This is a genomic window from Gilvimarinus polysaccharolyticus, assembly GCF_001187555.1.
Classification (GTDB): domain Bacteria; phylum Pseudomonadota; class Gammaproteobacteria; order Pseudomonadales; family Cellvibrionaceae; genus Gilvimarinus; species Gilvimarinus polysaccharolyticus.
In genome coordinates this window covers 210,626-229,098 of record NZ_LFIJ01000002.1, presented here as the reverse complement: position 1 = coordinate 229,098, position 18,473 = coordinate 210,626, and the positions used below count along the sequence as shown (strand labels likewise).

22 protein-coding genes are annotated in these 18,473 nt (G+C 50.2%); 8 read left to right on the top strand and 14 right to left on the bottom strand.

Annotated features, from left to right (window positions below; genetic code table 11):
• A complete protein-coding gene (locus GILYN3_RS09620) occupies window positions 1–984 on the top strand; it encodes a chemotaxis protein CheB (protein ID WP_049722782.1) in 984 nt (327 codons plus the stop codon).
• On the top strand, window positions 981–1,466 hold the full coding sequence (locus tag GILYN3_RS09615) for a chemotaxis protein CheW (protein WP_049722781.1): 486 nt from the start codon (window positions 981–983) through the stop codon (window positions 1,464–1,466). The genes GILYN3_RS09620 and GILYN3_RS09615 overlap by 4 nt, the downstream gene beginning before the upstream one ends.
• 139 nt (window positions 1,467–1,605) lie before the next feature.
• Here the strand turns inward: GILYN3_RS09615 and GILYN3_RS09610 are convergent, their stop codons facing one another.
• The gene (locus GILYN3_RS09610; RefSeq protein WP_049722780.1) at window positions 1,606–2,337 is read right to left on the bottom strand and encodes a 16S rRNA (uracil(1498)-N(3))-methyltransferase; all 732 of its coding nucleotides are present in this window, start codon (window positions 2,335–2,337) and stop codon (window positions 1,606–1,608) included.
• A gap of 124 nt (window positions 2,338–2,461) precedes the next feature.
• On the opposite strand from GILYN3_RS09610, the gene GILYN3_RS09605 reads away from it, so the two are divergent.
• Entirely contained in the window at window positions 2,462–3,004 is a 543-nt protein-coding gene (locus GILYN3_RS09605) for a glutathione peroxidase (protein WP_049722779.1), read from the top strand.
• 3 nt (window positions 3,005–3,007) lie between these two features.
• Here the strand turns inward: GILYN3_RS09605 and GILYN3_RS16510 are convergent, their stop codons facing one another.
• From GILYN3_RS16510 to sugE, 5 genes are read right to left on the bottom strand one after another with little or no spacing between them, the layout of a single operon-like run.
• Window positions 3,008–3,193 (bottom strand): CPXCG motif-containing cysteine-rich protein, encoded by a 186-nt coding sequence (locus GILYN3_RS16510; protein WP_084005330.1) that lies wholly within the window; start codon window positions 3,191–3,193, stop codon window positions 3,008–3,010.
• A gap of 3 nt (window positions 3,194–3,196) precedes the next feature.
• A complete protein-coding gene (locus tag GILYN3_RS09600) occupies window positions 3,197–3,739 on the bottom strand; it encodes an outer membrane beta-barrel protein (RefSeq protein WP_049722778.1) in 543 nt (180 codons plus the stop codon).
• Between the two features lie 40 nt (window positions 3,740–3,779).
• Complete coding sequence (locus tag GILYN3_RS09595) at window positions 3,780–4,088, bottom strand: hypothetical protein (protein WP_049722777.1); 309 nt, start codon at window positions 4,086–4,088, stop codon at window positions 3,780–3,782.
• An 11-nt stretch (window positions 4,089–4,099) separates the two neighbouring features.
• Complete coding sequence (locus tag GILYN3_RS09590; RefSeq protein ID WP_049722776.1) at window positions 4,100–4,468, bottom strand: PH domain-containing protein; 369 nt, start codon at window positions 4,466–4,468, stop codon at window positions 4,100–4,102.
• 8 nt (window positions 4,469–4,476) lie between these two features.
• Window positions 4,477–4,788, bottom strand: a complete 312-nt coding sequence (gene sugE / locus GILYN3_RS09585; protein ID WP_049722775.1) for a quaternary ammonium compound efflux SMR transporter SugE — start codon at window positions 4,786–4,788, stop codon at window positions 4,477–4,479.
• A gap of 186 nt (window positions 4,789–4,974) precedes the next feature.
• Here sugE and GILYN3_RS09580 point away from each other — a divergent pair, with 186 nt between their 5' ends.
• A complete protein-coding gene (locus GILYN3_RS09580; protein ID WP_049722774.1) occupies window positions 4,975–6,567 on the top strand; it encodes a cation:proton antiporter family protein in 1,593 nt (530 codons plus the stop codon).
• Window positions 6,568–6,657: 90 nt separating this feature from the next.
• Here GILYN3_RS09580 and trmB read toward each other — a convergent pair whose 3' ends face one another.
• The 6 genes from trmB to ftsY all read right to left on the bottom strand — a co-directional run bounded on the left by trmB (window position 6,658) and on the right by ftsY (window position 11,742).
• Window positions 6,658–7,365, bottom strand: coding sequence for a tRNA (guanosine(46)-N7)-methyltransferase TrmB (trmB, locus tag GILYN3_RS09575; RefSeq protein ID WP_049722773.1), 708 nt, complete (start codon window positions 7,363–7,365; stop codon window positions 6,658–6,660).
• Window positions 7,362–7,778: a DUF423 domain-containing protein gene (locus tag GILYN3_RS09570; protein WP_049722772.1), complete on the bottom strand. Its 417-nt coding sequence runs from the start codon at window positions 7,776–7,778 to the stop codon at window positions 7,362–7,364. The genes trmB and GILYN3_RS09570 overlap by 4 nt, the downstream gene beginning before the upstream one ends.
• A gap of 72 nt (window positions 7,779–7,850) precedes the next feature.
• Complete coding sequence (gene rpoH / locus GILYN3_RS09565) at window positions 7,851–8,711, bottom strand: RNA polymerase sigma factor RpoH (RefSeq protein ID WP_049722771.1); 861 nt, start codon at window positions 8,709–8,711, stop codon at window positions 7,851–7,853.
• Between the two features lie 198 nt (window positions 8,712–8,909).
• Window positions 8,910–9,962 carry a permease-like cell division protein FtsX gene (gene ftsX, locus GILYN3_RS09560; protein WP_049722770.1) on the bottom strand — a complete coding sequence of 351 codons (1,053 nt, stop codon included), beginning with the start codon at window positions 9,960–9,962 and terminating at the stop codon, window positions 8,910–8,912.
• Window positions 9,959–10,627, bottom strand: coding sequence for a cell division ATP-binding protein FtsE (ftsE, locus tag GILYN3_RS09555; protein WP_049722769.1), 669 nt, complete (start codon window positions 10,625–10,627; stop codon window positions 9,959–9,961). The genes ftsX and ftsE overlap by 4 nt, the downstream gene beginning before the upstream one ends.
• Window positions 10,624–11,742: a signal recognition particle-docking protein FtsY gene (gene ftsY, locus GILYN3_RS09550; RefSeq protein ID WP_084005328.1), complete on the bottom strand. Its 1,119-nt coding sequence runs from the start codon at window positions 11,740–11,742 to the stop codon at window positions 10,624–10,626. The genes ftsE and ftsY overlap by 4 nt, the downstream gene beginning before the upstream one ends.
• 75 nt (window positions 11,743–11,817) lie before the next feature.
• Between ftsY and rsmD the strand changes: the two genes are divergently transcribed.
• Together rsmD and coaD are read left to right on the top strand one after the other, a co-directional pair.
• A complete protein-coding gene (gene rsmD, locus GILYN3_RS09545; protein WP_049722768.1) occupies window positions 11,818–12,426 on the top strand; it encodes a 16S rRNA (guanine(966)-N(2))-methyltransferase RsmD in 609 nt (202 codons plus the stop codon).
• A 51-nt stretch (window positions 12,427–12,477) separates the two neighbouring features.
• Window positions 12,478–12,960, top strand: a complete 483-nt coding sequence (gene coaD, locus GILYN3_RS09540; protein WP_049722767.1) for a pantetheine-phosphate adenylyltransferase — start codon at window positions 12,478–12,480, stop codon at window positions 12,958–12,960.
• A gap of 1 nt (window position 12,961) precedes the next feature.
• On the opposite strand, the gene GILYN3_RS09535 is transcribed toward coaD, so the two are convergent.
• Window positions 12,962–13,855: a type 2 periplasmic-binding domain-containing protein gene (locus GILYN3_RS09535; protein ID WP_157484912.1), complete on the bottom strand. Its 894-nt coding sequence runs from the start codon at window positions 13,853–13,855 to the stop codon at window positions 12,962–12,964.
• A 200-nt stretch (window positions 13,856–14,055) separates the two neighbouring features.
• On the opposite strand from GILYN3_RS09535, the gene GILYN3_RS09530 reads away from it, so the two are divergent.
• Window positions 14,056–15,222, top strand: a complete 1,167-nt coding sequence (locus GILYN3_RS09530) for an AGE family epimerase/isomerase (RefSeq protein ID WP_049722765.1) — start codon at window positions 14,056–14,058, stop codon at window positions 15,220–15,222.
• A 19-nt stretch (window positions 15,223–15,241) separates the two neighbouring features.
• Here the strand turns inward: GILYN3_RS09530 and GILYN3_RS09525 are convergent, their stop codons facing one another.
• On the bottom strand, window positions 15,242–16,240 hold the full coding sequence (locus tag GILYN3_RS09525; protein WP_049723896.1) for a LacI family DNA-binding transcriptional regulator: 999 nt from the start codon (window positions 16,238–16,240) through the stop codon (window positions 15,242–15,244).
• 329 nt (window positions 16,241–16,569) lie between these two features.
• On the opposite strand from GILYN3_RS09525, the gene GILYN3_RS09520 reads away from it, so the two are divergent.
• Entirely contained in the window at window positions 16,570–18,423 is a 1,854-nt protein-coding gene (locus GILYN3_RS09520; RefSeq protein WP_049722764.1) for a sodium:solute symporter family protein, read from the top strand.
• The last annotated feature ends 50 nt before the right edge of the window (window positions 18,424–18,473 follow it).

Below are 18,473 nucleotides of genomic sequence, written 5' to 3'. Positions count from 1 at the left end.
GTGAAGCCCTTAGCATTAGGGTTGCTGGTTGACAGCGAAATAAAGTTGCGGCAATTGAGCTCGCTGGTAATAAAAATGGGCCAGCGGGTCGAGTACAGTGCAGTTTTACCACAATACGAGCATTCTGTAGTACCTGATCTTGATTTAGAAGATTTAGAATGCATCGCTAACTTGGATGCTTGGTTGGTCGACATTACCTGTGTCGAGAATGAGCGCAGTAGCACGACAGAAGTGCTGAGTGTGTTGTTGGCTACCGTCGATGTGCCTGTGTTGCTTAGCGATAGCAGTGAAGTTGAGACTGATGGAACCAGTTTGTTACAGTGGTCTGATCGTTTGTGCGCGAGGCTGCAGCGTTTAGTTGGTGAAGTCAATCTTGCAAGTAACACACCTGCAAACATGGTCTGGGTATTGGCCGCATCAACGGGGGGGCCGCAGCCGGTTAGAGAATTTTTACATGCTTTGCCCACAGGGCTTGGTGTTGGTTTTTTATACGCACAGCATATAGACCAAGAGTATTGTGGGTCGTTGGTTACAATGCTTGGGAAAAACGCTTCTTATTTAGGCGTGGCCCCGGAGCAAGGTGCGGTCATAAAGCCTGATACAGTGACCATTATGGATCCGGCACGTCGAGCTGAGTTACAAGATAATGCCACACTAGTTGTCTACGATGAGCCTTGGGGCGGACGCTACAAGCCGTCAATAGATCAATTGTTAGCAAACCTGGCGAGTACTCAAAAAGAACGCGGTGGGGTTATTATTTTTTCTGGCATGGGACTTGATGGTGCGGCTAGTTGCCGGCTTATTAAGCAGCAGCGGGGGCAAGTTTGGGTGCAAGAGCCCACCACTTGTGTGGTCGACTCGATGCCCCAAGCTGCATTGGCCACTGACTGTGTAGACTTTACCGGTACGCCAAAAGAATTAGCCGCCAATTTTGTGCAACACATAAACCATATAAATGCGATGAAAGAGGCCGTAAGCTCATGAGAGCGGAACATCAGATCCAATCAGATAGCTATCAAGAAATTGCCAGTTTGTTAGTGCCTCTTAGTGACTCCCTGTTGTTATTGCCTAACGTTACCGTCGCTGAAATTGTACCGGTAGGCAATATTCAGCCTGTCGATAACGCCCCCGACTGGCTGTTGGGAGAGATTAGTTGGCGTGAGCGAGATATTCCCATCGTCGCGATGGAGATCATGAACGGACAAGCGCGTCCAAGCTTTACTGGCCGGTGTCGTATTGCGGTACTTAACACAACTGGATTGGATGATTCTTTGGGTTTTATTGCAATTTTAACCCAAGGTTTACCACGTCTAGCGCGTGTTACCGCCGCAGAAATTGCCGAACGTGATGACGTTGTAAAAGCATCCTACGATGATCTTGTGGTTACCTGGGCCGGTGAGCAAGCGGTGATTCCTGCGCTAGCGAAAATCGAGCAGGCTTATCTGGAGTTTTCTTCCCAGCGTTAACGCTATGTGCGAGCACTGGCTGACGCAAAGTATTTTCTAGGCGGAAGCCTTTCCGCCTTATTAGTTTATCCTTTCCTATTCTCAGTTAAGTGAACAATAAGTTCTTTGTTGCGGGCGGGCATTAAGCAGCATTTAGAATTTATGATGCAAAATCCCCCCATTGATACTGCAGTACGCTGATGGCAGCGAGTGGGGCGGTTTCGGTACGCATAACTCGTGGCCCGAGTGTTAGTGGGTTAAAGCCTGCATCTCGGGCAGTGGTAATCTCGTGGTCACTTAGCCCGCCTTCGGGGCCGATCAAAAGTGCTGCACTATGGGGGCTGGGTACGGAGGGTAGGCCTTGGTTGTCGCGATGATGCAGGACAAGCTTCTGTTCTGCATTAGCACCGCTTAAGTACTCGGTTAGTGTCGTTAGTGGTGCAAGCTCGGGGACTCGGTTGCGTTGGCATTGTTCACAGGCACTGATGATGATTTGGCGCCAGTGCAGCCATTTTTTTTCTAGCCTGTCAGCTTTTAGTTTTACTTCCGTGCGCTCGGTTAGCAGCGGCACAATACGAGTTGCGCCAAGTTCAGTGGCTTTTTGCAGCACAAGGTCCCAGCGCTCGCCGCGGGATAATCCTACCGCTAGTTCGATGCTTAGGGGCGACTCGCGTTCGGTGTTATCAAAGTGCTCGAGGGTGACTTGTAAGTGCTTTTTACCCACATCGCTAATAATGCCAGTGTATTCACCGCCTTCGCCGTTAAACACTACTATAGGGCGCCCAGTCCCCATGCGTAACACTTTGCCCAGATAGTGAGCGGCGTTGTCGTCCAGAGTGATAGGAGTGTTAAGTACGAGATTGATTGGGCAGTAAACACGGGGAATGCGCATGGATTATTTGGTCTTCGCTGAATGTCAGAGTAAGATCATAGCAGGACTCAGATGGATGATTAAAGTGACCCAGAAGGCTACTTGCTACGCTCGCTATTAAATCTTAAATAATAGGATCCAAACAATGAAAATATCAATTGCTTTGATGGTACTGCTTGGCTTTAGCGCTTCTGCGATACAAGCGGCCGACTGTCCCGCGTATCTCGATGCCGATTATCGTAAGCTACATGCCAGTGAAAGCATTCATTTATGTGATGTGTTGGCGGGTAAAGATGCCTTGATTGTCAATACGGCCAGCCACTGCGGTTACACACCGCAATTTAAAGCGTTAGAGGCTTTGCACAACCAATACGCCGAGAGGGGTTTGGTTGTGGTGGGTTTTGCTAGCGATGATTTTAAACAGGCTGCTAAATCCGAAGAAGAAGCCGCAACTATTTGCTATACCAACTACGGCGTGACGTTTACCATGCTGGCGCCTACGGCAGTTACCGGTGCTGAGGCCAATGATTTGTTTGAGTATTTGGGCCGTCAGAGCGAGCAGCCAGGTTGGAACTTTAATAAGTATCTGTTAGATGGTGAAACCGGCAGCGTGCAGCATTTTGGCAGTAAAGTGAAGCCAGGTAGCGTGGAGTTAAACAAGGCCATAGAGGTTTTATTGCAGCCTTAGGGTTTATTCCTGTTCGACGGTGACGCTAAGGTCGCCGGCGTTATCCTCCCAAATCGTAACGTCTATTGGTTGGCAGCACACATGGCAATCTTCAGTGTATTGCTGTGTGCCGGCCGAGTCGTCAACTAAAAGGGTAAGCGGCGCATCGCAAAAGGGGCAATGCACCGATTTTTCTAGCAGCTGGGACATAAATTAAAAGCGATAATCTAGGTTTACGCTGATCGACGTGAAGTCTTGATCGTCGACATCTAGCAAGTTTTTATACTCAAAGTTTAAATTCAATTTTGGCGCGACAAACCAGCCAAAGCCTACGCCCCAAGAAAATCCGTCGGCACTGAAGTCGGTGTTCTCTAAACGATAATCGAGATCGACATAGCCTAATAGGCCGTAAAATCGGCCGTGTTGATTGGTGGCCTCAGCGCGGTAGTAAATAGCACGATAATGGTTAATGTCCATGTCCACTTCAATGGTGTCTTCACCATCTAAAAATACTGTATCGGCACCAAGGCTTGTACCGTAGCGTACTTCGCCACCCAGAAAGCTGTTGTATTTGTAGCCGGCCATTAATTCGGCTATCCATAAATCGGCCCCGTCATAACTTTTTTCATCGTCGGCATTAATGGCGGAGGCGCCAATTCCGGCAAAAAAACCACGTTCGTTATCGGCAACGCTGGGGTTGCTAAGTAGTAGTGTGGCAGGAAGGGCAAATGTCAGTAAAATGCGAGTTAATTTCATAAAAATACACTATGTTGGGGCCGATATTGAGTGTTCTTGATTAAAAGACCCACGCAATCATCAGCCAGATGATAATAAAAAAGGTAAAAAAACCACCGAGTACAAATTGTATCTCGCCGATAAGTCCATCGCCCGAGGTAATGGCAAGTACCACGAGTAATGCGGTGGTGACAAAAAAAGATATAACTGCAGCGTCTTTAAGACCTAAGCCTTGCGAGAATGTGCCAGCGGTAATGTCCCCCAGCATAGGCAGTAACAAAGCGGTAGCTACCACCGCTAAAAGCAGCACCGCTACAATGCCAATAAAGATGGCTCTTGCCTGGCGCTTGTCTTTTTCGTCACTGCCCATAACTGCCTCAATTAATCGTGAGCTTTAATAATGTCGCGCACACGGTTTGGGTCGGGCATTCCAATGGCGGTAATCTCAGCTGCATCGCCGGCGGTGTAGAGCTCAATGGTGCCGGTGCCAAAGACGCGATTCCAGAATGATTGCTTCACTTTAACCGTGCGAATGCTGGTGATGTTCAGCTCGGAACGTTCTTTACTGAGAAGGCCTTTCTCGTATAAAACATCTGACTTTGTCACTATTAAGCGCGATGATTTGTTTTTCAGGTGCCACACTAGCAAAATAATAATACCGATACCCACAAGGCATAATATCAGGGCGACAATAAACCCCAGTGGGTTGTTTTTAAACATCACGGGGTGTTCGTCGTAGAGTGCGTCCATGGTGTGTCCTAGCTCAATTTTAGTCCAACAATGCCCGTGAGTATAAGGGCAATACAGACTAGGCGCAAAGCCGACACGTTTTCGCCAAACAGGAATATACCGAGTATGACCGTCCCCACTACACCAATACCAGTCCAGATCGCGTAGGCGGTGCTAATAGGCAGCTCTTTAAGTGACAACCCCAGTAGCGACATACTGATAATAATCGCTGTTAGGGTCGCCAGGCTCGGCCATAAGCGAGTAAAGCCCTCGGTATATTTGAGGCCAACGGCCCAGATAACTTCGAATAAGCCAGCGAAAAGTAAGTAAAACCAAGACATGTTTGTTAATCTCACGGGGCGGGGTCGTCCCCAGTTAGAGATAGCCAGAAAATTCTGCAGTACGGGTCGTCCCGTACAGGTCGGTGCCTTAGGCTCGCCGCTCGTATGAGTTAAAATAGAGGTAATGGGCGTAAACTTCAAGACCCTAAGTGTTCTCATAGATCAAAGTAAAATTAAGGCACATGAATGTTAGAAGCGATATGGATTGCCTGTGCGTTCACGCTGGGTTTATTGGTGCGGACAGTCGGTTTGCCGCCATTGGTCGGGTATTTGACCGCAGGATTTGCCATCAGTGGTTTGGGATACTTTTTTGAGTTGCCCGAAAATGGCGACGAGATTATCGCTCACCTTGCTCACTTGGGGGTATTGTTGCTGCTCTTTACTGTGGGCTTAAAGCTTAGGGTGCGCAACCTGGTACAGCCCGAGGTCATCGGCGGCGGTATCCTGCACTTTGCCTTGGCCGTAGGCTTGCTCGCTCCGGGCATGTACATGTTGTTGGATGTGACTTGGTATGAGGCGATATTGCTCGCCATTGCGCTGTCATTCTCAAGCACTGTTCTGGCCGCCAAGGTGCTCGATAGTAAACGTGAGCTGCGAGCGTTTCACGGTCGTGTCGCCATTGGTATTTTGGTTGTACAAGACTTGATTGCACTGCTGGTGATTTCGTTGGCCAGTGGCAAGGTGCCCTCGATTTGGGCACCTTTGGTACTAGGTTTACCGCTGTTGCGGCCGGTATTATTCAAATTGCTGGATGTGTGTGGCCACGATGAACTTATGGTGCTGTTTGGTCTCTTACTGGCACTGGTAGTCGGTGGCATGGGCTTTGAGGCACTGGGGTTAAGCTCGGAGTTGGGCGCTTTGGCATTTGGTGTCTTGCTGGCCAAACATCGTAGTGCTACAGAGTTGTCAAATTCACTCTGGAGCATCAAAGAAGTCTTCTTAGTGGGCTTCTTTTTACAAATTGGAATGAGCGGATTACCGGGTATGGATGCCTTGGTGCTCGCTATTGTGGCTTCAGTATTATTACCGCTCAAAGGCATTGGTTTCTTTTTATTGCTGGTGTTGTTTAAGTTACGCGCCCGCAGTGCGTTTCTAACCAGTTTGGCACTGACCAACTACAGTGAGTTTGGTCTTATTGTGATTGCCGTTGTGTTGCCGGAGTGGTTGGTGCCGTTGGCGTTAACCGTAGCTGTGTCGTTTGTGATTTCGGCCCCTCTTAACCGTATTGCCCATCCTTTTTACGAAAAGCTATCCCGCCGTCTATTGCTGTTAGAGCGCAACATTCACCATCCAGATCAGCAGCCTATCTCGCTCGGTGATGCCGAGGTGCTGATATTTGGCATGGGGCGGACCGGTACGGCCGCATATGATCAGCTTAGTGGCAAAATAGGTAAGCTGATAGCGTTAGACTCCGATCCAGGTAAGGTTGATCGGCATCGTAAAGCTGGGCGCTCAGTGATGTTTGCCGATGCCGAAGACCAAGTGTTTTGGCAGGGGCTGGATATGAGTTGTATCCGCGCGGTTATTTTAAGTATGAGCGACCTAGAGGCTAAAATCATTGCCGCTCGGCAACTGCGTCAACGCGGTTACAGTGGCTTTATTGCCTCGCACAGCTTGTTTCAGGACGAGGCCGATAAAATCAACTTGGCTGGCGCCAATGAGACCTACCTGACTATGTCGGAGGCTGGTGTGGGTTTGGCCGAACACGTGCAGGAACAATTGTTTACCAGTTTTGAGGGGTCACTGCAGTATGAAAACATTAAGCCTTCTATTAATTGAAGATAATGTTGCGATTGCTCCACTTTTGTCACCCCTTACTAGGTAAGGGGGGGGCTTTTGGCTGAGCGACGCCCTCAGCCGATAGATGACTTAACTGCTGCGCTGATACATTAAATCCCACACCCCGTGACCTAATCGCTCGCCACGTTTTTCAAATTTAGTAATCGGGCGGTGATCTGGGCGCGGTGAGTAATCGCCATTGGCTTGAGTGTTAGCGTAACCTTCGGCAGCATCCATAACTTCTTTCATGTGTTCGGCGTAGTTTTCCCAGTCGGTGGCAAAATGCAGCAAGCCGCCGATTTTAAGCTTAGCGCGAATGCGTTGCACAAATTCAGGTTGAATAATCCGGCGTTTGTGGTGCTTCTTTTTATGCCAAGGATCGGGAAAGTAAATTTGCACGCGGTCAAGACTAGCGTCCGCAATGCAATCGCTCAAAACATCGGTGGCGTCGGCCATGTACACTTTTAAATTGTCGACACCGGCTTCGCCTGCGGTATAAATCAAACGCCCCACACCTGGCGGGTGTACCTCTATACCGATAAAGTCTTTATCTGGTTCGTTGCTGGCCATTTCACGTAGAGAGTCGCCCATGCCAAAGCCGATCTCTAACACTACGGGGGCATCGCGGCCAAATTGTTCGCAGGGAACAAAAGCACCGGAAAATAAACTGGCACCGTATTTAGGCCAGTATTGCTCAAAGGCTTTTTTCTGGCCGTCGGTCATGCGTCCGGCGCGAATTACAAAGCTGCGGATAGATTTGTCTTTAAACTCGGGACGAAACTCAGGGATATCGCTCATGTTTTGGGGGTAAAGTCCTTAGATGATTTTAATGCGGCCAGTAATAGACACAGCCAACCCAGCAGCAAGCAAACGCCGCCAAGGGGGGTGATAGGGCCAAACAAACGAAAGCCGGTTAATGTTAACCCATAAAGACTGCCGCTAAACAGAAGCGTGCCGATTATAAATAACCCGCAGGCACGATTGAGCCAAACGTTGGTGCTTTGATGTTCCGCTCGTTGTCGACAATGTTGTAACCACAGACCCACCATTAACAAAGCAAGCGCGTGGTACATTTGGTATTGCACACCTGTTTGAAACGCCCCTAGTAGTTCAGGCGTTAGTGTGTCTTTAAGGCTGTGGGCGGCAAAGGCGCCTAGCGCTACGGCGATAAATCCGTAAGCGGTGGCAGCAATGAGCGCTAGCTGAGGCATTAGTTGTTGTCCGTAATGGTGACATAAAAAAGCCGCGCAGGGCGCGGCTTACGGTGACTTATGCGGTTAAGTTTAAGCCGCTTCGGTCATCATGTTTTTGACTTTGTTCATTGCATTTTTTTCAAGCTGGCGAATACGCTCAGCTGATACGCCATACTCGGCCGCCAGTTCATGCAGGGTAGATTTACTGTCGCTTAACCAGCGACGCTGTAAAATAGTACGGCTGCGATCGTCCAGTTGCTCCATGGCGCGCTCTAAGCTGTCTACATTGGTTGCTTCCCAATTAGAATCTTCAAGCTGTACCGCTGGGTCTTGGCGTTTGTCTTCTAAATAGTGTGCTGGCGCAACAAAATGGCTGTCTTCGTCTTCGTTTTCGGGCGCGTCAAAGGCTGCGTCATACGATGAGAGGCGTTTTTCCATTTCGCGAACGTGCTTAACTTCAACGTTTAAATCTTCGGCAATTGCCTTGGCTTCGTCGTTGCTGAGCCAGGCCAAACGTTTCTTGGCGCTGCGCAGATTAAAGAACAATTTGCGTTGTGCCTTGGTGGTTGCCACCTTAACAATGCGCCAGTTCTTTAAGATAAATTCGTGAATCTCGGCTTTGATCCAGTGCACGGCAAAAGATACTAGGCGCACGCCTTTTTCGGGGTTGAAGCGTTTAACAGCCTTCATCAGGCCGACATTACCTTCTTGGATTAGATCACCCAGCGGTAGGCCGTAGCCGTTATATGAGCGGGCAATGTGAACCACAAAACGTAGGTGCGCCATAACCAGCCGGCGGGCGGCTTCGAGGCTGTCGTTGTAGTAAAGGTCTTCAGCGAGGGTTTGCTCTTCTTGTGCCGTAAGAACAGAAAAGCCGCTGACAGCCTGCACATAGGCATTGAGGTTACCACCTGGTGCGAGGTTCCCCATTGGCTGTAGGCTTGTGCCCATAGTTGTGACTCCCAATTTTTGCGCGATTAAAACCGAATATAAGCCTCTGCGGTGATTTGCAGGGCTAGTTAGTCTAGCATTGATCCTTGGAGTCTGCCAATACCGAAAGGTTCCCATAGTGCTTGGAAAAAGCGTAATAAAAACAATGGCTTGACGATTCTTAACGAGCGCAGAAAGTGGTTGTTGATAACCTTTGAGCTAATGCGGGGCGATTTGCGTCAAATGCCGCCCTACCGCCAGCCAAGCACCGGCCAAACCTATTAGACCTGCCGCCAGCACTAGCTGCAGGTTATGTACCAAGCTTAGGCCGCGAAGGTTAAATTCACTCTGATACAGCTCTGCTAGCGAGGCAACTGGTGTTTCTAGCCACGCCAAACCTAAGGAGAGCAATACCAGTGCGATTAAGCCCCCCCCCAGTCCATACCAAAGGCCGGTGTACAAAAACGGTCGGCGTACGTAAGCATCGGTACCGCCAACCAGCTTCACTATTAAAATTTCATCGCGTCGACTTTCAATCGCCAAGCGAATGGTATTACCCACTACCAGCAGTAGCCCTAATGCGAGCAAGGCCGCCAGAAAAAATACCCCACGACTGGCCAGTTCGACTAATTGCTCTAATCGTTTAACCCACATCATATCCAGTCGCGCGTCGTCCGTTAAGTGGTTGCTAGCCAGTTCGGCCAGCAGCCGCTCCAGCGGCTCGCCCGTAGTGGTGCTGCTAGGTTGCACTAAAAGCACGGCAGGCAGAGGGTTTTCGGTTAGATCGTCCAATACCGCTCCAAGTCCAGAGTAAGCTTTAAATTCTAGTAGTGCTTGTTCTGGACTGACGTAAACCACATCACTGATATCGGCACGGGTGCGTAAGGTATCGGCCCACTTTTCAATAGCGGTGGATTTGGCCGCGGGCTTGATAAATACCGATATCTGACTGGAGTCTTGCCAGTGATAACCGAGCGACTCGATATTTAACAGCGCCACGTATAATGTGGCGGGCAGCGCGGTGGCTATGGCGACGACCAGCCATGTAAGGGTGCTTTGCAGTGGTGTGCGCAACAGCCGCAGTAAGCTTTCGATGGCGCAATTGCTGTGATGGGCCTGCCAAGCGCTGAGACGGTCGCGCCAAGCTGTTTTACTTTGACTGGCGCCTTGGCTGCGCGGCGTTGTCGCACGTGTGACTTGTTTGCGGGCGACGGGCGGGCGTGATGCATTGCTACGTGTAGCGTTAGAGCGCGGTGGGGTTATGCGGCTCACAAATTGCCTCCGCCGGCTATTACGCGTCCCTCGGCCAGTTGCAGCACGCGTTTGTTCATGCGCTCGATTAGGTCGATATCGTGGGTGGCGATCATCAAGGTAACGCCCAGTTCGTTAAATTGGCGAAACAGCGTCATGATCTCGGCAGAAAGTGCTGGATCGAGGTTGCCGGTGGGTTCGTCGGCCAAGACTAGCGCGGGCTTGTTGACCACTGCTCGGGCGATGCCAACGCGCTGTTGCTCGCCGCCCGATAGCGTGACTGGGTTAGCTCGCTCTTTGTGTAATAGACCGACTTTATCCAGCGCCGCACGTACTCGGCGGCCGACATCTGAGTTTTGGTAGCCCGCCACTTGCAAGGGCAGTGCGACATTGTCGAACACGCTGCGATCAAATAACAGTTGGTGGTTTTGAAACACGACGCCAATGTCGCGCCTGTAGTGAGCAATACCGCTGCGTTTAATGCCGCTGGTATCACGCCCGCCGATTTCGATGCGCCCATTACTGGGGCGCTCCATCAGCATAATTAACTTCATAAGAGTGCTTTTTCCGGCCCCGGAGTGGCCGGTTAAAAACACCATCTCGCCGCGATCGATTTGGATATCGACTCGGCTGAGCGCTTCTTGCCCTGTAGCGTAGCGCTTGGTGACGTTCTGAAAGCGAATCACCGCTCGAACAAAGCCTCAATAAAGGGCTTGGCGACAAACGGTTGTAAGTCGTCGATACCTTCACCAATACCGATAAACCTTACCGGTAGGCCAAATTGTTTGGTCAGCGCAAAGATGACGCCGCCTTTAGCGGTGCCGTCTAATTTGGTCAAGGCAATACCCGAAACGCCAGACGACTTAATAAAGTGCTCGGCTTGGCTCACGGCGTTTTGGCCGGTGCCGGCATCCAGTACAAGAAGTGTCTCGTGAGGGGCGCTGTCATCTAGCTTACCCATTACTCGGCGCACCTTAGAGAGCTCCTCCATTAGGTGTTCTTTATTGTGCAGGCGGCCAGCGGTGTCGGCGATGAGAACATCGATGCCGCGTGATTTGGCCGCCTGTACAGCATCAAAAATTACCGAAGCGCTGTCGGCACCGGTGTGCTGGGCTATCACTGGTACTTTGTTGCGTTCGCCCCAAACTTGTAGTTGCTCGACAGCGGCGGCGCGGAAAGTATCGCCTGCGGCCAGCATCACGGTTTTCCCCTCGCCTTGTAAGCGCTTGGCAAGTTTGCCAATGGTGGTGGTCTTGCCCACACCGTTAACCCCGACAATTAAAATTACGTAGGGTTTTTTACTGGTATCGATAATCAATGGCTGCTCGGAGCCCGCAACTAATTCGGCCAGTGATACTTTAAGGGCATCATACAGTGCGTCAGGGTCGGCTAGCTGTTTGCGTGCTACGCGGGCGGTTAGATCGTCGATGATGGCGCCGGTGGCCTCGATACCCACATCGGCAACCAATAGCTGCGACTCAATATCCTCTAGCAGTTCGTCGTCAATTTCTTTTTTTCCCAAAAAGATGTTGCCGAGTCCCTCCGAGAAATTGCTGCTGGTGCGTGACAAGCCGCGCTTAATTCGGCCAAACAGGCTTTCTTTGGCTGGAGGCGGGTCGGCAGGCTCGGCCGAGGACTCTACCGCCTCTGTTTTAATTGGGGCGGATTCAGTTGCCTCGATGCCAGCGGGTGCGGCTTCGGGGAGCTCGTTGGGGACTTTATCATGGTCCGCTTCGAGCTGTGGCTGTTCGACCGCTGGGTCGACTTTTTGGGCGGATTTTTTAAACCGTTTAAAGAACATGTTGGTAGGCGGCTCTTATCGCTGCAAGACAAAGGCGCTATCCTACCACTTCTGACAAACGGTGGAGAGTAGCAGGTGGCAAAACAGCAACGAGGAAAACCGGCCGAGGCTACATTGCGCCAGCCATTGCGACTTATTGGCGGGCAATGGCGAGGACGAAAATTGCATTTTCCGCTGTGCGACGGCTTGCGGCCCACCGGAGACCGCATTCGCGAGACGCTTTTTAATTGGCTTGGCCCGTATTTAGTGGATGCAGTAGGGGCTGACTTATATGCGGGTTCGGGCGCTTTGGGGTTAGAGGCTTTGTCTCGGGGGGCAAGCCGCATGACTTTTTGCGAGCGTGACCCAGCAGCGGCCAAGGCTTTGGCTAATAACTTAACGGTGCTCGGTGCCAGCGGCGGGCGCCTACAGCATATAGATGCGCTGCAGTGGCTGCACACTGGCGAGATTAACGCGCCGCTTGAGTTGGTGTTTCTCGACCCGCCGTTTGCCGCTAACTTGTGGCAGTCGAGTATTGATGCGTTGAGCGCCCGAGGCTGGCTTGCCGATGGTGCCGCGATTTATATCGAGGCGGGGCCCGACAGCGTGTTTCAGGTGCCGGATACTTGGATGTTGCATCGTGAAAAGCGTGCCGGCGGCGTGTGCTATCGGCTGTATTTTTACCATTCGACTAGTAAGGGCTAGGCTATTTTTGTAGTATCTCGTCCACACCGTCTGCCACACAGAGAATAATCTATGCGCAAGGTTGTCTATCCAGGTACGTTTGACCCCATTACCAATGGCCACAAAGATCTTGTGGAGCGTGCCTGTCGCTTGTTTGATCGTGTGGTAGTTGCGGTTGCCGCCAGTAATCGTAAAGCCCCTATGTTTAATTTAGAGCAGCGAGTCGACTTGGCTCGGCGCACGCTTTCACACTTAGATAACGTCGAGGTGTGTGGTTTTGATAATTTGCTGGTAGATTTTGTCCGTGACTGCGGTGCTCAAGGCGTGGTGCGAGGCTTAAGAGCTGTGTCTGATTTTGAGTATGAGTTTCAGCTGGCAAACATGAACCGCGCTTTAGCGCCGGATATGGAAAGCTTGTTTTTGACTCCCGCCGAGCATTTGTCTTATATATCGTCGTCTATCGTGCGTGAAATTGCGCTATTGGGGGGGGATGTAAGTAAGTTTGTTACGCCGGAGGTCGAGCAGGCGCTGAAAGATAAGTTTGCCGCTGGGTGAATTAGTTAGGGGCGGTTGCCGGAAGCTCTATGCTGACGGCGTTTAAGTTGGGTATTTTAATCTGGCCATAATGCTGGTCAAACAGGGCATCTAAGCTACCGTCTTTACTGGCACGCGTTAGCCCAAGTGTTAACCGCTCGATAATATCTGGACGGTTGTGGCTCACATAGGCGTATACGGGCAGAGGGTAATGGATCGTAAGGTTTTCTACGATGGTTAGGTCGCTGGCATACTTAGAAGCGGCTAATGCTGAGTCTGCCTCGAGCATGCCAAGAGGTAAGTAATCAAAGCGACCGTGGGCCAACATATTAAAAAGTTGGGGAAGATCCGCGCCAGTGGTAAAAGTTAACTTCCCGTTCCGAAAGTAATCTTGATCAAGCCAGCCAGCTCCCAACCCTGCATTAAATTGGCGTAGCTGAGGCAAGGTTTTAATGTTGTTAAAATCGGCTACGCGATCGCGCCGGACGATAGCCACCCGGTTGCCAAGCAAGCCCTTTAGCAGAGGGATCGGGATACCAATGAGCGGCTGTGTTTTTGAGTCTACTTGGTAGGTACGTGCCGGAGCGGTAATGACCTGTGCGATATGCCCTTTGCTTAAATTGCGAATCGTGCGCGGCCTTGAGTGAGTCGAGTCGACGACATTTAGCTGATAAGAGCCGTAAGGGTCACGACTTCTCTCTAATGCTAATCGTATTACGCTTGCCTCATGAGCTTTTCGAGCCTCGCTCATGGCGCCGATCCAAAGGGTGATCTCTGTGGAGGCGGGCTCACTCGCTGCTGCGTTGGCATTTTGCTCGGACACACCTAATGATGGGCAAATTAGCATTGCCGCTGCTATATACCGGCGCATCTTAGTGTAAAAGTTAACCGGCATGTCTGGGGTGCTTAAGCTCATAAGCCAACGCAATTGTCATCATTTAGTGAGTTTGGTGCCCATTAGTGTAGCGTAATTTATAACAAGCCGGCATCATTGGTAGAATTTCTCGTTGAAACCGGTTACATTGCGCGTGTAATCGAATCGTAATACCCCGAGTGTTCGTATTGGGGGGCTGTTTGCGATTACCTTTTACTGATGATTCTTAATGAGGGAGGCTCATGGCCCGCGATATTAAAGCTCAGACCCAACGCTTACTGCAGTGGTTTGAGATGGACGCGCTACCTTTGTGGCGCGCGCGCATAATAGACCCGTGTACTGGCGCTAGTTTCGAGCGCTTGCGCGCCGACGGTGCCGCAGATACTCATGCTAACGTGCGAGTCCGAGTGCAGGCGCGTCAGGCATTTTTTTTTGCTGCCGCTAAAACCTGTGGTTGGTGTGATGACGGGGCCGATGTGGCGCAGAGGCTGCTGGCCTTTACTGAATCGCATGCGGCACACCCTAGCGCCGGTGGTGGTTTTACACATTTGTTGAATCCTGAGTTTGAAGTCATCGACTTTAAACAAGATCTATACGATCACGCTTTCTTTTTGCTCGCCTACGCTTGGCTTTATCGGGTGACAGGTGAGCGTATTGCCCTTGATAAAGCTGAGGCTCTGATTGCCCACTTGGATGCACATTTTTGCAGTGAATTTGGTGGTTGGACTGAGGGTGACTATGGTCACGTTGTGCGCCGACAAAACCCCCACATGCATTTGTTTGAGGCCTGTATGGCGCTTTATGAGGCCAGTGGTGAAGCGCATTGGCTGGCGCGTGCGGATAAATTGTTTGGTTTGTTTGAGTCGCATTTCTTTTGCCCTAAGCGAGAGGTGCTGTTCGAGTTTTTTAACGCAGACTGGACTTTGGCCGCTGGTGAAGCAGGGCAGGTGGTTGAGCCTGGGCACATGATGGAGTGGGTGTGGTTGTTAGATTGGTACGCGCGACTTAGCGGTCAGGAGGTGAGTCATTATACAAATACCTTATATCGTCGCGCGCTAGATCTAGGCCTAAAAACAGATTCCGGTTTGCTTTACGATTCCGTGACTCCAGGGGGACAGATTTTGCAATACAGCAAACGCTGCTGGGGGCTGACCGAGCTAATTAAAGCAAGCTTAGTCATGGCCCGAGCAGGTAGTGCGGAGGCAGAGACCCGTGCGGCAAATGCGGTGGATACATTGTTTCGTTATTATTTGTGTGCCACTACACTCGGCAGCTACGTTGATCAGCGGGGCAAGAGCGATGAAGTGGTGGTCGCTGAGGCGCCGGCTAGTACTTTGTACCATCTGATCGTCTTGGCGCAAGAGTTGTTGCGCTATTGCAATGAGCTACCTGAGCAAGCTGAGCAATAAACATTTCACTGTGCCGCGATTAGTCTCTGTGCGGCACAGCTGTACTTTTGCGAATAACAAACTCAGCCGGCAGTACATTCTCCTCTTGGGCGAGCTCTTCGCCTTCTATCAGTCGCAATAGCATATCCATGGCCAACTTGCCGATTTCTTCGGCGGGCTGGGTTACTGTGGTTAGACTTGGGTCGCAGTAACGGGCGTAACTAATATCGTCAAAGCCGGTAATCGAAATATCTTCTGGTACCCGTAGCCCGTGTTGTTTAAATGTTTGGATGGCGCCTATGGCCATTTCGTCATTCATGCAAAATATAGCGGTGGGTTTGTCTTGCATCGCACAAAACTGCTTAGCGCTGTTAAGGCCCGACCAAATGGTAAAGTCGCCCTCGGCCAGAAGAGACTTATCATATTTTATTCCTGCGTTTTCAAGACTTTCGAGATAACCTGCCAGCCGGTCGGTGGTGTGTGGGTTGTCTTTTAGGCCCGACATAACTCCGATACGGCGATGCCCTAAAGAGATTAAATAATCCACTACGGCTCGCGCGGCGCCGCGGTTGTCGATGCGCACTCTCGGCCCTCGGGTCGATTCACAGCCACAAGCATTAACGCAGACGACTCCAGTGGGCATCTCGTGATGTTTAATGGCGTCGTCGGGGCGTAACTGAATAACACCGTCTGCAAGGCGGGTTTCTACTCGGCGAACGTATTCTTTCTCGCGCTCAATCATGCCACGAGTATCGCCCAGCAACACCGCATAGCCTTTTTGTTGCGCGCGATCTTCTATACTGCGAATCACTTGCGCAAAAAATGGGTTGGTAATGTCCGGTACCAGTACGACAACGGTATAGCTTTTAGCCGAGCGAAAGCTGCGCGCTAGCATGTTAGGTCGATAGCCAACTTTGTTAATGGCTGTGTGAACCTTATTAAGGCTTGTTTGCGAGACTTTATCTGGGTCGCTGAGGGCGCGAGATACGGTGGCTACAGACACTCCCGCTTCGCGTGCTACATCTCTGATATTGGACATAAAAAGTAAGGCTTTTATAAAGGGTAAGGTTGTGTGAATAGTAGCATACCGTTGGTGGTCGCTTAAGGGCACCTTTAAGTGGCTTAATGTGCTGGTATTATTCTCTGTAATCGGTTACATTTGGCGCTACTTTGTGACAAAGTGATCGCAATGCCAAATTGCAGCACGTTCGGGCAGCCGGTTGTTGCGTTGATAACGCACTGGCAGTATCGATGTTAGGGCATGTTTATATGTCGGAGCCGGACCATCGGTGTCTCGCCCCAGAAGCTGTACAGCCTGAAACTACACGCGCAGAAGTATCATCAGCGCAATAATAATTGGACGCACTCATGCAGTTAGCAATCGTAGATGTGGTGGTGATCGCAGCATACCTGTTTGCCACAGTGTTTATCGGCTTTTGGATTTCCAGTCGTGCCTCAAAAAATATGCGCAGCTATTTTTTAGGTGGCAACAAGCTTAAGTGGTACACATTAGGGTTATCCAATGCCTCTGGCATGTTCGATATTAGCGGCACTATGTGGATGGTGTACCTACTGTTTGTATACGGCTTAAGCAGTATTTATATTCCTTGGCTTTGGCCAGTCTTTAATCAAATCTTTTTAATGGTGTTTTTGTCCGTGTGGCTGCGTCGCTCGGGGGTGATGACCGGTGCTGAGTGGATTACTTTCCGCTTTGGCGATACCACCGGCGCGCGCTTGTCGCACCTTATTGTAGTGTTGTTCGCATTGGTTAATGTCGTGGGCTTTTTGGCTTATGGTTTTATCGGCATTGGTAAATTTGCCTCGGTATTTTTACCTTGGCAGTTAGCCGCCGATCCTGATACCAATGATATTTACTATGGCTTAATTATTACCGCTTTAACGACGGTTTATGTGGTTAAAGGCGGTATGTTTAGCGTGGTGTTCACCGAGGTTTTGCAGTTTTTTATTATGACAGTGGCCTGTATTGCAGTGGGGATTATTGCAATGCAGCAGGTATCCCCCGAGATGTTGGCAAAGGTGGTACCAGATAACTGGGACAAAGTGACCTTTGGTTGGAATCTCGATATGGATTGGTCGGGTACGCTTGAGTCTGCCAATGCCAAAATTGCTGCCGACGGTTACGAGCCATTCACTATCTTTTTTATGTTGATGCTGCTCTCGGGCATAGCAAAAAGCTTAATGGGCCCGCCGCCTAACTATGATATGCAGCGGGTGCTGTCAGCACGTTCGCCTACTGACGCGGCAAAAATGAGTGGCTTTGTTAATGTGGCACTACTGTTTCCGCGCTATATGTTGATTGCTGGTTTAACCATATTGGCATTAGTGTTTTTTATGGATGACATGCGGGCGATGGGGCCAGATGTCGACTTTGAGCAAATCTTGCCGTTTGCGATGAAAGAGTTTGTTCCGTCGGGGCTGCTCGGATTGTTAATTGCCGGTTTGCTCGCCGCGTTTATGTCTACCTTTGCCGCCACAACTAATGCTGCACCAGCTTATGTGGTTAACGACATTTATAAACGTTACTTCAAACCTAATGGCAGTGACAAAAGCTACGTTAAAGTCAGCTATATAGTGTCGGTGTTGTTTGTCGCTCTTGGGGTTGTTATCGGATTGTTCGTGCCCTCACTTAACGCCATTATATTGTGGATAGTTAGCGCATTTTATGGTGCTTATACCGCGTCTAATTTACTTAAATGGTTTTGGTGGCGCTTTAACGGCGTTGGGTATTTTTGTGGCATGGCAATGGGTGTAGTTATTTTGCTGATTATTCAAATCCTACAATGGACGTTAGATTGGCAAGTCATGCAGGTATACGCCTTCCCGTTTATTTTTGTCGGTTGCTTTATTGCTTGTGTGGTGGGCTCTCTGCTGAGTCGGGCCGACGATATGGAGGTATTAAAAACCTTTTACATCAAGGTTCGGCCCTGGGGTGTGTGGGGGCCGGTTTATCGTGAAGCACTGAAAGATCATCCCGAACTACAGCGTAATACTGATCTGGCTCGTGATGTTGGCAATTTGATCGTTGGTATTGTTTGGCAAACCTCTATGGTTGCAGCATCGATATTTATGGTAATTCAACACTGGCCGGAGTTTAGCGTTTCGGTGGCTGTGTTTGCGACAACTAGTTTATGGTTGTGGCGTTTTTGGTGGTGCAAGTTGGAAGACTACCCTGCGGATACGCCAGCGAAATATATCGATTAAGGTTTGGTGTTGATCGATATTTTTAGGTAAATGTTGTAGCCGGTTATGCT